We start from the raw sequence: 13,597 nt of genomic DNA on the forward strand, positions 1-13,597 counted from the left end.
GTGCCTGTTATACCAGCCCCTTGACGTGAGTTCTAGAACAGCGTGTAAGTTCTGGCCGACTGTTGAGCCCGCTACACGGTGCGGGGGCTACGCGGGGGCGTCGTCCCCCATCGCGTAGCTCAGCTGGTGACCGCTGACCTCCCGGGTGTTCACGATCACCACGCTGCTCCCGGCGAGGACGGCGAGGTCGACGACCAGGGTGCGCCCGTTGCCGTCGCGGGTGACCCGCTCACTGCGCATGGCCGGTTGACCCGCGGGCAGGCCGAGCAGCTCGGCGATGTGCGCGGACATCAGGACCGGCGCGACCGTCTCCTCGGCCCGCACCGCCACCGCGTCGGCCCGCTCGGCCAGAACGGCGTAGAGCTCCTGCTTCTCGAAGTCGACGCCCCGGAGCGGCTCGGCGAACGGCTGCGGGATGTAGGACAGCTGGTGGATCAGCGGGGTGCCCCGGATGACGCGGATCCGCTCCAGCCTGAGGACCGAAGTGCCCGCCGGGATTCCGAACCGCACGGCCAGGTCCTCGGGCACGGGGATGATCTCCTGGTCCAGCACCCGGGTCAGCACCTCGATGCCGTGCGCGCGCAGGTCGTCGGCCAGGCTGCGCAGGTTTCCCATCGAGTACGGCACGGGCACCGCGCGGACGTACGTGCCCTTGCCGGGAAGCTGCTCCACCACGCCCTGGTCGCACAGCTCGTCCAGCGCCTGGCGCAGCGTCATGAGGCTGACCCCGTACTCGTCACTCAGGTGCCGCTGGCCGGGCAGCGCGTCGCCCGGGGCGAACTCGCCGTTCCTGATCCGCCTGATCAGGTCGTCGCGGATCACCACGTACTTGGGTGTCCTGCCCAGAATGTCGCCCATACGTCGCCCAGCCCTGAGAGTCGGAACGGAGCGGATCGCGCCGCCCACCGGGTGCTTCTTCCGGGTGCCAGCGTATGGCCGCCGGGTGGCCGACGAGAACGGGCCACCCGCCGGGCTAGCGGTGCACGCGCGCCGGGAAGTCGCGCATCAGCTCCACCAGCCAGTGTCCCCCGTCGAGCAGGTGCAGCTCCGCGTCGGGTAGTTCGCCCAGGAACTCGTCGCGGAATCCCCGCTCCGAGACGTTCGGGGCCACCGCCGCCAGCGCCTGCGCGTACGGCTCGGCCCACATCTCCTTGAGCGGCGCGTACTTCGGCCCGTGCTGGTCCGGATAGATGTCGCCGTTCTGGATGACCAGCGCCGCGACCCGCTCCGGCGCGCTCAGCGCCAGGCGCAGCCCGGACTGCGAGCCGTAGTCCTGGAGGTAGATGGCGTACCGCTGCAGGCCGACGACCTCGGTGAACCGGCGACCGGCACGGCCGCCATGGCGCGACCTACCCGCGGCGTCCCGGGGCGAAACCGCGGTCGCGGGCCGGAGGCTCCCCCCTCCGGCCCGCGATCCGAGCCGGTCAGCCGGTCGCGCAGCTCGCGCTGGGGGTGGTGTTGTTGCCGTTCTTGTAGAGCGTGATGCCGAAGTTGTTGCCGTTGCCCTTGGGGCGGGCCGTGAGGGTGCCGCTGGTGCCGCTGATCGAGGCGTTCCAGCTGTTCTGCAGGGTCTGACCGCCGTTCGTGCGGATGGTGACGACCCAGTTGCTGCTGCCGCTGACCGAGAAGTTCACGTTGAACCGGTCGCTCCACTCGTCGCCACGGCTGACGCTGACCGTGCAGCCGCCACCGGGCGGCGGGGTGGTGGGCCCGGGTGAGGTGCCACCGCCCACCGTGATGTTGGAGCTTCCGCTGCTCTGGTAACCCTCCGTGGCCAGGATCTGGTAGTCGTGGGTGCCGAGGTTCATTCCGTAGCGGGCCCACGCGTCGAAGTGGTTGCCGGCGGTGATGGTGCCGCCCACGCGCTTCGACTGCCGCACGCTCCAGTACTGGTAGAAGGTCCTGGTGCCCTCGATGGAGGGCGCGTTGACCCGCTGGGTGCGGTAGATGTCGTACGTGCCGCCGTCGGTGGTCACGGTGCCCATGAACCGTTACCTCTCAGTGCGCTTTGGTGAATGCACAGTTGGTAGTCCCGCCTTGCGGTGGGACGGTCCCGGTCTGACCGGCTGATGCCGTGCCGGGTTGACGCTTCACAGCCACCGGCCCACCGGGGCGGGTCTTATGGTCGGCTCCACGTCCAGCCACCGGGCCACTCCCGGCGGTTGCTTCCTCAGCCGCGAGGGCGGCCAGGTTGCGGGCGGCGTTGGCGTCCCGGTCGGTGACCAGGCCGCACGCCTCACATTCGTACTCACGCTCGTGCAGGGCCAGCTTGGCTTTCACCGCGCCGCAACCAGAGCAGGTCTTGGAGGACGGATACCAGCGGTCGGCGACGATCAGCCGGCCACCGTTCCACGAGGTCTTGTATGTGAGCTGTCGGCGGATCTCGGCGAACCCGGCGTCAGCGACGTGCCGGGCCAGCCGCCGGTTGCGCAGCATCCCGGCCACGTTGAGGTCTTCCACCACGACCGTGCCGTGCTCGCGGGCGAGGCGGGTGGTGAGTTTGTGCAGGCCATCGCGGCGTAGGTTCGCCACCCGGGCGTGTGCTCGGCCGAGTCGCGCCGAAGCGCGTTGCCACCGGTTCGACGGGCACTGGCCGGTACGCCGGTTAGGGCCGGTCTTGCGTGCCAGCGCCCGGCCGAGCCCCCGCAGGCGGCGTTGGGCGTGGCCGAGGTAGCGCGGGTTGGGCACCAGCTCACCGGTGGACAGCACGGCAAGGTGTGTGATCCCGACGTCGACACCGGCCGTGCAGGCGCGGCGGACCGGCACCCGGTCGGCGCGCTCAACCTCGACGGTGAACGCGACGTGCCAGCGTCCGCCGTCGCGCCGCACGCTCGCGGACATGATCCGGGCGGTGTCGTTGTCGAGGCGGCGGGCGAGTTTCCGGGCGGACTCGTGCAGCTTCAACCGGCCCAGCCGGGGCAGCACGACATGCTTACGGTCCGCATCGACGCGGATCGTGCCGGTGGTGAACCGCACGCATGGTGTGGTGCGGCGGCGGGACTTGAATCGCGGGAACCCGACCGGATGGCCCTTGCGCTTGCCGCCTCGGGAGTCTGCCCAGTTCTTCAGCCCTCGGGCGAGGGCGTCCAAGCCAGTGTTGAACGCCTCCTTGGAGCACTCCCGCCACCACGGCGCGACCTCGGCCTTGGCCGCGTTCCACTCCCGGCGTAACGCCGGCAATGACCATCCGATCGTCGGGGTGAGCTGGTCGTCCGGGACGCCGTAGGTGCGCTCGGCAGCCCGCTGACCCATGACCGCCTTCACTCGGGCCAGCGCCCAGTTGTGCGCGACCCGGGCCGCTCCGGCGTGCGCCAGCACCGCACGCTCCTGCGCCGGGGTGAGATCGAGGGCGAACCGGTACGCCTGGACCGTCTTCACGCCGGGTTGTCTCCCGTGGCGGCTTCGACCGCGCGCCGGGCGCGGTTCGCGGCCGCGCGGCGACCGTACAGACGGGCGCACAGCGACGTGAGGATCTCGGTAACGTCGCGGACCAGATCGTCGTCCACCTCAGCCGGGTCGACTACCAGCAGCCGGCGGCCCTGTGCGGCGAGTGCGGCTTCGACGTACTCGGCTCCGAAGCGGGCGAACCGGTCGCGGTGTTCGACCACGATGGTCGTCACGGTCGGGTCGCGCAGCAGAGTGAGGAACTTCTTGCGGTGCCCGTTGAGCGCCGATCCGACCTCGGTCACTACCCGCGACACGGCAAGGTTCTGCCCGGTCGCCCACGCGGCCACCCGGGCGACCTGCCGATCCAGGTCCGCTCTCTGATCGGCCGAGGACACCCGGGCGTAAACCACCGCCGTCGTCGCCTGCGGCGACGAGTCGGCGGCCCGCTCCACAAGGATCAGGCCGCCGACTCGTCGAGCGGGCACCGGCAGCTTGCCCTCCCGGAACCAGCGATACGCCGTTACCGGATGGACGCCCTCCTGCCTCGCCCACTCTTTCAAGTTCACGACAGCATACTATCGCTTACTACCCTGGCAACTGCCGACACCCCCTGCCCGCCCGGCGGCCGGTAGGTGCCCCAGCTGTCGACGATGTAGTACTCGACGAGCGGGTTCCTCGTCCACCCGTAGAGGGTCAGGTACGCGTTGCCGGACGGGCTGAAGGTGCCGGAGTAGGTGACGGTCCGGCGCGCGCCGGGATTCCAGCCCTTACCGGCGACGAAGTTGTTGACGTTGCTCCACTGGGTGCTGTACTGGCCGCCGCTACCCATGGTCATGGAGACGTTGCCGCTGTCCTTTCAGAAGGAATAGAAGTAGCCGTTGTTGGTCCCGGTCGAATTCGACGTGACGGTGTCGGCGTGGGCAGGGCTGGACAGGACGGCCGTGGCGCCGGCGGTGACCAGGGCGACGGCGCAGGCACGACCGATGAGTGTCCCGAGGCGTCCGCGGCTGCGGGTCCTCGAACGGACAGGGATGTCGTTCATGACTTGCTTCCTCCTCGTGAGCGGTCCGCATCGACGTGAATAGATGGGCCTGGAGGGCGCCAGTACTGAGCTCGGTCGTTCGCGGTGTCAACAACTTCCGGAAACGTTGTGGAAACTGCCGGCCACAAAGAATCCCGACAAGGAAGCATTCTGGCTGTTCAAACGGCATGCGCGATGGATCGGGATCCGGGGCGGCAACTCAATCGTCCGGCACGAGAAGGGTGGTTCGACCCGGTCTCGTCCGACGTTCCGGAGGGATTCCGAAAGTCGCCGCCGAGGCGACGCTCAGCGCAGCGACGACCGGGCCACCGGGAAGTTGAAGTACGTGTCCGGGTACGGCTCGTCGACGTATCGGTAGTGCCACCACTCGCGCGGGTAGTTCTCGAAGCCCTGCGCGGTCATCAGCCGTTTCAGCAGCTCCCGGCTGGCCCGGGCCGCGCCGGTGACCCGAGCGTCGGCGGTGTGCGCGCGGGGGTCGAAGCAGTCGAACCCGGTGCCCATGTCAACGGAGTTGTCCGGGAAGCGCCGGCCGGCGGGCGCGGTGCAGGCCATCAGCGGCTGGCCCGGTACGTACGCGGGCTGGTCGGGGGTGGGCACCGGGACCAGGGTCAGGTCGAGGGTGCTCCCCCGGCTGTGGGCGGTCGGCGCGCCGATGTAGCCGTCGGCGAAGAGCCGGCTCTTCGGCTCGTCCGGATAGAACTCCCCCTTCATCCGCTGCTCGCCGGGGAGCTTCGCCCAGGTGACGAAGTCGTCCGCCGCCCGCTGCGGGCGGTAGCAGTCGTACACCTTGAGGCTGCGGCCCTGCGCCAGGGCGGCGGCCTGCACCCGGTGCAGCGCCTCCGCCGCCCGGCGGGTGAGCAGGCAGAGCGGTTCGGGGTAGCCGGCGATCGGGCGGCCCACGAAGTTGTGCGCGGTGGCGTACCTGATGTCGGTGCGGACGCTCGGGTCGACGGTGGCCAGGTCGACGATGTCGGCCGGGGCGTGCGGACCGCTGGGGCCGGCCGACGGCGCGGGCGCCGAGGTCGGCGCCGAGGTCGGCACCGAGGTCGGCACCGAGGTCGGCACCGAGGTCGGCACCGAGGTCGGCGCCGGTGTCGGCGGTGGGCTCGGGGCGGGCTGCTGGCAGGCCGCGGCGAGCGTCGTGGCCAGGGCGGCCACGACGGCGGCCGCGCGCCGACCCGTTCCCACCCTGCTGTGTCTACCAGGCTCGCCGGCCCGCCGGGCCGGCAACCGGTCAGCTGTCGAGCGCGGTACGGAGGAAGCCGAGCGCCGCCACGTCGTCGTCGATGCCGCCCGCCTCGTGGCCGTTGTACCGCCACACCGTCAGCTCGGCCGGTCCCCGGTAGGCGTTGACCGCGGCGAAGACCGTGGACGGGGGCACGATCTCGTCCATCAGCGCCACCGAGAAGCGGGCCGGCACGGTGGCCCGACGGGCGAACGCGACCCCGTCGACGTAGCCGAGGGTGCGCAGCACCTGCTCCTCCCGGTCCCGGTGCACCGCCAGGTAGTCCCGGATCTCCCGGTACGGGAAGGCGTCGGTGACCGTGACCGCGCGCGGGATGTCGCACAGGAACGGCACGTACGCCACGGCCGCCCGCAGGTCCGGCACCAGGGCCGCGGCGGCCAGCGCGGCCCCGCCGCCCTGGCTGTGGCCGAGCACCGCCACCCGGCCCGGGTCGACGGCGGGCAGCCGGCGGGCCGCGTCGACGGCCCGGACCGCGTCGGTGAGGAAGCGGCGGTAGTAGTACCGGCGCGGGTCCTCGACGCCCCGGGTGGTCATCCCGGGGGCCTGCGGGCCGGCCCCGGCGATGTCCGGGGTGTCGCCCCGGCTCCAGCCGGACCCCTGCCCGCGGCTGTCCATCTGCAGGTGGGCGAAGCCGGCGGCGGCCCAGAGGAGGTTCTCCAGCGGGTGGCCGCGACCGCCGCCGTAGCCGACGTACTGCACGATCGTCGGCAGCCGGCCGGCGGCGCCGCGCGGCACGCGCAGCCACGCCTTCACCGGCTGGCCGGCGAAGCCGGGAAACGTCACGTCGAACACGTCCAGGCCGGTCAACGGGGTGTCCAGCGGCGTCACGGCGAGGTCGCCGTCGCACGCGCGGGCCTCGGCGAGGGTGTCGGCCCAGAAGGCGTCGAAGTCGTCCGGTTCACGCATGGCGCTGCGGTAGGTGCGCAACGCCGCCTCGGGCAGGTCGGTGTACACGGCCGCCTCTCGACTCGTCGGGTGCTCGGGGCCAGGCGGCCGGAAACGGCCGACAGATTTCCGGAACGGCGCCGCGATCTCTCGGCACGCTAGGACCGCCCGGCGCTGTCGTCAACCCTCGCCCGGTGCGGCAAGATGACCGAGGACGGGCGGGTGAAGGAGACGCGGGTGAACGCGGACGACGGGCGCAGGGTGACCATCACGGTGATCGCGCGGGAGGCCGGTGTCTCGGTGCCGACCGTGTCCCGGGTGCTCAACGGGCGCTCCGATGTCGCCCCGGGCACCCGGGAGCGGGTCGAGGAACTGCTGCGCCACCACGGCTACCGGCGGCGCCGCAGCCGTGCCGCGCACCGCGCGGCCCTGCTCGACCTGGTCTTCCCCGATCTGGACAGCCCGTGGGCGTTGGAGATCGTCCGTGGGGTGGAGGACGTCGGCCACACCGTCGGGGTGGGCACCGTCGTCTCGGCGATCCACCGCGAGTCCACCTCGACACGGCAGTGGCTGCAGAACCTGCGCGCCCGCGCCTCGGACGGCGTCATCGTGGTGACCTCCCACCTGACCCCGCCCGTGCACGCCCAGCTGCGCCGGCTCAACGTGCCGGTGGTGGTGGTCGACCCGGCCGGCGCACCCGCGAGCGGCGTGCCCACCATCGGTGCCACCAACTGGTCCGGCGGTCTCGCCGCCACCGAGCACCTGCTCGGCCTCGGGCACCGCCGGATCGGTTTCGTGGCCGGCCCCACGCACCTGCTGTGCAGCCGAGCCCGGCTGGACGGCTACCGGGCCGCGCTGGAGGCGGCCGGCGTACCGCTGGACGACCGGCTGGTGCAGCCCGGCGACTTCTACCACGCCTCCGGCTTCACCGCCGGCAGCAACCTACTCGACCTCGACGACCCGCCCACCGCGATCTTCGCGGCCAGCGACCAGATGGCCTTCGGCGTCTACGAGGCCGTCCGCCGCCGACGGCTGCGGGTCCCGGACGACGTCAGCGTGGTCGGCTTCGACGACCTGCCCGAAGCCCGGTGGGCGTCCCCGCCGCTGACCACGGTGCGCCAGCCGCTGGTGGAGATGGGCCGGCTCGCCGCCCGCACGGTGCTGCGCCTGGCCCAGGGCGAGGAGATCGAGTCGCCGCGCGTGGAGCTGGCCACCGAACTCGTGGTCCGGGACAGCTCAGCCCGCCCCGACTAGCGCCCGCCGCCGCACTCCAGGCCGCCGTGGGCGGGCTCAGCGCCGGCACGGCCCGTCCACTGAGCGGGTGCTGGTCCGCCGGGCGTCCACGGGGACGCCCGGCGGACCGGCCTCACCTGATCTCGGACGTCGTCCAGCGCGGAGAATCGTTGGTGACCGGCACGGTGTCACCGACCAGGGTGGTCAGCGCCTCCGTGTCCCGCCGTGCGCTCGTGCCGATCCAGAGTTCGACGTCGCCGGGCTCCACCACCCGGGTGAGCGTGCGGTCGGAGAAGGCCAGGCGAGTGGTGGGGACCGTCAGCTCGACGGTGACCGACTGGCCCGGCTCCAGGTGGACCCGCCGGTAGCCGAGCAGCTGCGCCACCGGCCGGGTCACCGAGGCCACCGGGTCGCGGCCGTAGAGCTGGACCACGTCGTCGCCGGCGACCGCGCCGGTGTTCGTCACGCGCACCGTCACGTGCAGCGCCCCGTCGGTCGGTGCGGTGGCCGGCGCGGTGAGGCCCGTGTGCTCGAACGTCGTGTAGGACAGGCCGTGGCCGAACGCCGCCGCCGGCGTCGCCGGCAGGTTGGTCACCTCACTGCCCTCGCCCAGCGTCGGGTGCAGGTACGAGTACGGCTGCGCCCCCGCCGAGCCCGGCAGGCTGACCGGCAGCCGGCCCGACGGGTTGACCCGCCCGGAGAGCACGCCCGCGATCGCTCCGGCCCCCTCCTCACCGGGAAAGAACGCCTGCACCACCGCCGCGCAGCGCGACAGTGCCCAGCCGACCGCGTACGGACGGCCCGCGACCAGCACGAGGACGACCGGCGTGCCGGTGGCCAGCACGGCCTCGACGAGCTCGCGCTGGACACCGGGCAGCTCCAGGTCCTCCCGGTCGCAGCCTTCGCCGACCGTGCCGCGCCCGAAGAGGCCGGCGTGGTCACCGACGACCAGCACGGCCACCTCCGCGGAGGATGCCGTGGCGACGGCCTCCGCGAAACCGGAGCGGTCCTCGGTGTCCACCTCGCAGCCACTCGCCCAGGTGACGAGGTCGGCGCCGAACTCGGCGCGGACCGCGTCGAGGACGGTCGACACCTCGATGCCGGCTTCCACGCCCGGATGCTGGACGAGCACGTGGTTGAGGAAGGAGTAGCACCCGAAGAGCGCGGCCTGCCGGTCCGCGTTCGGGCCGATGACCGCCACGCGCCGGCCCGCGGGCAGAGGAAGGATGTCCTGGTTGGCGACCAGGACGACCGACTCCTCGGCGAGGCGACGGGCGATGGACCGGTGCTCCGGTGAGTCGAGGTCGACCGCCCGGGGCGGCTCGTCGGTGAACGTGGCGTCGAGCAGCCCGAGTTCCAGCTTCTGGCGCAGGACCCGCAGCACCGCCCGGTCGATGAGCGCTTCGTCGAGCTTGCCGGCCTGCGCCCTCTCCCGCAGGGTCAGATAGGCGTCGCCCGTGGGGAGCTCGATGTCGACACCCGCGTCCAGCGCCTGCACGGCCGCCTCCGCGTGGTCGGCCGCGACATGGTGCAGCAGATTCAGGAAGGCGACGCCGTAGTAGTCGGACACCAGCGTGCCGTCGAAGCCCCACCTGTCCCGCAGCACGCCGGTCAGCATCGCCGGATCGGCGGCCACGGGCACGCCGTCGATCTCGGTGTAGGAGTGCATGATGCTGCGGGCGTTCCCGTCGAGAATCGCCATCTCGAACGGAAGGAACAGCACGTCGGCGAGCTCCCGAGGGCCGGCATGCACCGGGGCGAAGTTGCGCCCGGCGCGCGACGCGGAATAGCCGGCGAAGTGCTTCAGCGTGGCGTGCACGCCCTGCGACTGGAGGCCGCGCACGTACGACGTGCCGATGGTGCCGACCAGGTAAGGGTCCTCGGCGATGCACTCGTCGACCCGGCCCCAGCGCGGGTCCCGGATCACGTCGAGTACCGGGGAGAGGCCCTGGTGGATGCCCAGCGCCCGCATCGAGGCCCCGATCGCCGCGGCCATCTCGGTGACGAGCTCGGGATCGAACGCGGCGCCCCAGCCCAGCGGGGTGGGGAAGGTGGCCGCCTTCCACGCCGAGAGCCCGGTGAGGCACTCCTCGTGGACGATCGCCGGGATCCCCAGCCTGGTGCCCGTCACCAGGTCCCGCTGGAACTTCCACAGCCAGGCCGCGCGGGCCGCGGCGTCGACCGGGCGGGTGCCGTAGGCCCGGGTGAGATGGCCGAGTCCGTGCCGGGCGAAGTCCTCGAGCTTGACGGCGTCGCCGAACTCGCCCTGCAGGGGTGCGACCGCCTCGCCGTCCTCCTTCTCCCAGAAGCCGACGAGCTGGGCGATCTTCTCCTCGATCGTCATCCGCCCGAGCAGCTCACGTACGCGCGCCTCGCCGGCATGTCCGTCCGGCCGGTCGTGGGCGGGAGCTGCCTGGGCCGGTACCGGCCCGTCCACCACCGCGTGGACCTCAGTCATGCTGTGCCTTTCCTCTGGTTGTGCTTGTACCGCTGCCGCTCAGCCCTTGACCGCGCCCTGCAGGCCACCGACGATCTGCTTCTCGGCGAGCGTGAAGAAGAACAGTGCCGGCAGCATCGCCAGCGACGTGAAGGCGAGGACGCCCGCGGTGTCGGTGGAGAACTGGCTCGAGAAGTTCTGCACCCCGAGCGGAAGGGTGTGCAGGTCGACGTCGCCGAGGACGAGCAGCGGCAGCAGGAACGCGTTCCAACTGGCCACGAACGCGAGGACGCCGACGGTGACGAGCGCGGGCCGCGACAGCGGCAGCGCGATGCGCCAGAGGAAGCCGAGCCGACTCGCGCCGTCGATGGCGGCGGCGTCCTCCAACTCTCTCGGGATGGCGGACAGGAAGGGCCGCAGGATCACGATCGTCAGCGGCAACTGGAAGGCGACCTGCGGGAGGATCACCGCGTAGTAGGAGTTGACCAGGCCCAGATCCCGCAACATCAGGTAGAGCGGCAGGATCGCCGCCCCGGCCGGGAAGAGCAGGCCGAGGGTGAAGAAGGTGTAGAGCCCCTCACGCCCCCGGAAGCTGTACCGGGCCAGCACGAACGCGGCGGCCATGCCGAGCACCACCACGCCGAGCGTGGTGCCGAGGGCGATCACCCCGCTGTTGAACGCCTGCTGCCAGAACTTGCTCTGCGTCAGCACCCGGGTGTAGTTGTCGAAGACCCACGGGTCGGGCAGGCCGCCCGGGTCCGCGACGATCTGCGGAGTGGTGCGGAAACCGCCGACGATCACGTAGAGAATCGGCGCGATCGACACGGCCGCGACCGCGAGCGCCAGCGCGTATGTCAGCGGGGTGCCCCACGACACCGGCCGGCGCCCGGCGGACGGAGAATGGACGGGGTTCACGGCCATGATCAGTTCGCCCTTCTCGTGATGGCGCCCTCGATGTCCCGACGGAGGATGAAGCGCTGGAACAGCAGCGCCGCGACGAACGAGATGACGAAGAGGATCACGGCCACCGCGTTGCCGTAGCCCCACAGCCGGGCGAAGAACCCGTTGTCCACCATGTACGTCGCCATGGTCCCCGAGGCTCCGAGCGACCGGATCGCGGGCACCGAGGTCACCCAGATCACGTCGAAGACCTGCAGCGAACCGATCATCGACAGGAACATCCAGATCCGGATCGTCGGCCCCAGCAGCGGGAGGGTGACGTGGCGCTGGGTCTGCCACCAGCTCGCGCCGTCGATCGCGGCGGCCTCGGTCAGCTCGTGCGGCACGTTCGACAGGCCGGCGAGCAGGAGGATGATGGCGAAGCCGACGTACTTCCAGGTGAGGACGAACAGCAGCGTCCAGATGACGACGTCGAGGTCGGCGAGCCACGCCTGCATCAGGCTGCCCAGCCCCAGGGACCGCAGCAGCGCGTCGACCGTGCCGCCCTCGGCCAGGATCAGCTTCCACATGATGCCGACGGTGACCTCGGCGAGCACGTAGGGCACGAACGCCAGCAGGCGGAACACGGCGCGCCCGCGGAAGCGGCGGTTGAGCAGCAGGGCGATGCCCAGGGCGACGGGGCCCTGGATCAGCAGCGACCCGAACACGATGATGGCGTTGTTGCGCAACGCGTCGAGAAAGATCGGGTCCTGGAAGGCGAGCGTGTAGTTCTTGAAGCCGATGTACTCGGTGGGCGGCCCGACCCCACGCCATCGGTACAGGCTGTAGTAGACCGCGAAGCCCATCGGCACCAGCACGAACATCACGTAGACCACGAGCGCCGGCGTCGTGAGCCCGATGATCTCGTACCACTTACGGCGGGTCTCGGCCCGGCGGGAGGACGAGCGCCCGGCGGGCCGGTGACCCGCCGACGGCGCGGAGACGCCGCCGGCGGGGAACCGGGTTTGGTCGGTGGAGGTCACTTGCTCGCGGCTGCCTTCATCCCCGCGATGACCTTCTCCGGCGTCCCCTTGCCCGAGAAGATGCCAACGATCCCGTCGTTCATCGCGGTGCCGACGGTGCTGCCGTAGGCGGTGTCCAGCCAGAGCTGCACGTAGCTCGCCTCGGACGTGGCCTGCAGAATGGACTTCAGGGCGGGGTCCTGGATTCCGGTCTCCGCGCCCTTGGTCACGGGCAGGCCGGTTCCGGTCTCGGCGTAGCCCTTCTGCACCTCGGGGCTGACGATGTACTTGAGAAACTCGACGCACTCGGGCGGGGCGTTCTTGGCGCAGGCGAACCCGTCGCCGCCGCCGAGGGCGGCCTTGGGGTCACCGGCGGAACCGGAGATCGCCGGCACGGGGAACCAACCGAGGAACTTGGCGAGCTTCGCCTTGTCCGTGGCGACGTTGTCCAGCGTGCCCCGGTTCCAGTCGCCCATCAGCTCCATCGCGGCCTTGCCGTTGGCGAGCAGACCGTTCGCGCTGGTCGGGTCGTTCTGGCCCGGCGTGGCGATGAAGTTGTTCTGGAACGGCTTGGTGTCGATGAAGGCCTTCAGGTCCTGGCCGGCCTTTACGAAGCACGGGTCGTCGAAGACCTTCTCCTTGGCCGCCTTCTTCAGGGTGTCGACCGAGCAAGCGCGCAGCGCGAAGTTGTACCACCAGTGCGCGGCGGGCCACTTGTCACCGGCGCCCACGGCGATCGGGGTGACGTTGATGGCCTTGAGCTTGGTGACCGCGGCGTTGAGCTCTTCGAAAGTCGTCGGCGGAGCGCTGATGCCCGCCTGAGCGAACATGTCCTTGTTGTACCAGATGCCCTCAATGCCCATCCGGAACGGCAGACCGTACTGCTTGCCGTTCACCTGCCAGATCTCGGCCGCGCTGCCGATGTTGGCAACCTCGGTCTTGACCTGGTCGGTGAGGTCCTTGAGGTAGTCGGCCTCGACCTGCTCGACCAGCTCGCCGCCACCCCACGTCATGAAGACGTCCGGCGGGTCGTTGCTCAGCAGCGCGGCGGGGATCCGGGTGCGCTGCAGCTGATTGGTCTCGATCGCCTCGATCTCGATCTTGACGGTCGGGTGGAGCGCGGAGAAGTCCTTGGCGACCTTCTCCCAGTAGGTCTTGCCGGGCCCGTCCTGGGGCGCGTTGTGCCACCAGGTCAGGGTCACCGGGTTCTTGTACAGCTCACTCTCGCTGGACGCCTCGTCGTCGCCGCCGCTGTTGCAACCAGCGACGACGAGAGCGCTTGTCATAAGCAGTGCCAGGGCGGCACCCGCACGGCGCTTCGTCGCCATCGATGTCTCCTCCGTCAGGCAGTCGCGGTACTCGGCCTGCCGGGGAGTTTTACAGCCGTGAAACTTGGTGTCAATCGGTATCGATAACGTTTTCGAGTCCCTCGGGACGGGGTCCACCCAGCGGCTCTATCATCGTCG

At 70.8% G+C, this 13,597-nt stretch carries 12 protein-coding genes and 2 pseudogenes; 1 reads left to right on the forward strand and 13 read right to left on the reverse strand.

The window, feature by feature from the left end; genetic code table 11:
* Positions 1-87: 87 nt before the first annotated feature.
* The 9 genes and pseudogenes from AC0OLQ_RS23290 to AC0OLQ_RS23330 form a co-directional block, all read right to left on the reverse strand.
* The gene (locus tag AC0OLQ_RS23290) at positions 88-858 is read right to left on the reverse strand and encodes a GntR family transcriptional regulator (protein ID WP_484528031.1); all 771 of its coding nucleotides are present in this window, start codon (positions 856-858) and stop codon (positions 88-90) included.
* Positions 859-973: 115 nt separating this feature from the next.
* The gene (locus AC0OLQ_RS23295) at positions 974-1,147 is read right to left on the reverse strand and encodes a hypothetical protein (RefSeq protein WP_484528032.1); all 174 of its coding nucleotides are present in this window, start codon (positions 1,145-1,147) and stop codon (positions 974-976) included.
* Between the two features lie 277 nt (positions 1,148-1,424).
* Positions 1,425-1,988, reverse strand: a pseudogene (locus AC0OLQ_RS23300) (glycoside hydrolase family 11 protein); the annotation flags it as partial.
* A gap of 10 nt (positions 1,989-1,998) precedes the next feature.
* Complete coding sequence (tnpB, locus tag AC0OLQ_RS23305) at positions 1,999-3,378, reverse strand: IS607 family element RNA-guided endonuclease TnpB (protein WP_484528033.1); 1,380 nt, start codon at positions 3,376-3,378, stop codon at positions 1,999-2,001.
* Positions 3,375-3,953, reverse strand: coding sequence for an IS607 family transposase (locus AC0OLQ_RS23310; RefSeq protein WP_484528034.1), 579 nt, complete (start codon positions 3,951-3,953; stop codon positions 3,375-3,377). The genes tnpB and AC0OLQ_RS23310 overlap by 4 nt, the downstream gene beginning before the upstream one ends.
* Positions 3,950-4,225 (reverse strand): annotated as a pseudogene (locus tag AC0OLQ_RS23315) (glycoside hydrolase family 11 protein); the annotation flags it as partial. The gene AC0OLQ_RS23310 and the pseudogene AC0OLQ_RS23315, both read right to left, overlap by 4 nt.
* Positions 4,226-4,243: 18 nt before the next feature.
* Positions 4,244-4,429, reverse strand: coding sequence for a hypothetical protein (locus AC0OLQ_RS23320; protein ID WP_484528035.1), 186 nt, complete (start codon positions 4,427-4,429; stop codon positions 4,244-4,246).
* A 285-nt stretch (positions 4,430-4,714) separates the two neighbouring features.
* Positions 4,715-5,617, reverse strand: coding sequence for a M15 family metallopeptidase (locus AC0OLQ_RS23325; RefSeq protein ID WP_484528036.1), 903 nt, complete (start codon positions 5,615-5,617; stop codon positions 4,715-4,717).
* A gap of 46 nt (positions 5,618-5,663) precedes the next feature.
* Positions 5,664-6,629 carry an acetylxylan esterase gene (locus AC0OLQ_RS23330; protein WP_484528037.1) on the reverse strand — a complete coding sequence of 322 codons (966 nt, stop codon included), beginning with the start codon at positions 6,627-6,629 and terminating at the stop codon, positions 5,664-5,666.
* A 168-nt stretch (positions 6,630-6,797) separates the two neighbouring features.
* Here AC0OLQ_RS23330 and AC0OLQ_RS23335 point away from each other — a divergent pair, with 168 nt between their 5' ends.
* Positions 6,798-7,814 (forward strand): LacI family DNA-binding transcriptional regulator, encoded by a 1,017-nt coding sequence (locus tag AC0OLQ_RS23335; protein ID WP_484532410.1) that lies wholly within the window; start codon positions 6,798-6,800, stop codon positions 7,812-7,814.
* A gap of 112 nt (positions 7,815-7,926) precedes the next feature.
* Here AC0OLQ_RS23335 and AC0OLQ_RS23340 read toward each other — a convergent pair whose 3' ends face one another.
* Genes AC0OLQ_RS23340 through AC0OLQ_RS23355 form a run of 4 tightly spaced genes read right to left on the reverse strand, consistent with a single transcriptional unit; the run spans position 7,927 to position 13,576 of the window.
* Positions 7,927-10,251 (reverse strand): beta-xylosidase/alpha-l-arabinosidase, encoded by a 2,325-nt coding sequence (locus AC0OLQ_RS23340; RefSeq protein ID WP_484528038.1) that lies wholly within the window; start codon positions 10,249-10,251, stop codon positions 7,927-7,929.
* Positions 10,252-10,290: 39 nt separating this feature from the next.
* Positions 10,291-11,157, reverse strand: coding sequence for a carbohydrate ABC transporter permease (locus AC0OLQ_RS23345; RefSeq protein ID WP_484532411.1), 867 nt, complete (start codon positions 11,155-11,157; stop codon positions 10,291-10,293).
* Positions 11,154-12,152, reverse strand: coding sequence for a carbohydrate ABC transporter permease (locus tag AC0OLQ_RS23350; RefSeq protein ID WP_484528039.1), 999 nt, complete (start codon positions 12,150-12,152; stop codon positions 11,154-11,156). Before AC0OLQ_RS23350 ends, AC0OLQ_RS23345 begins: the two co-directional genes overlap by 4 nt.
* On the reverse strand, positions 12,149-13,576 hold the full coding sequence (locus tag AC0OLQ_RS23355; RefSeq protein WP_484528040.1) for an ABC transporter substrate-binding protein: 1,428 nt from the start codon (positions 13,574-13,576) through the stop codon (positions 12,149-12,151). Before AC0OLQ_RS23355 ends, AC0OLQ_RS23350 begins: the two co-directional genes overlap by 4 nt.
* Positions 13,577-13,597 lie beyond the last annotated feature (21 nt).

The organism is Micromonospora sp. Utrum1 (genome assembly GCF_057197805.1).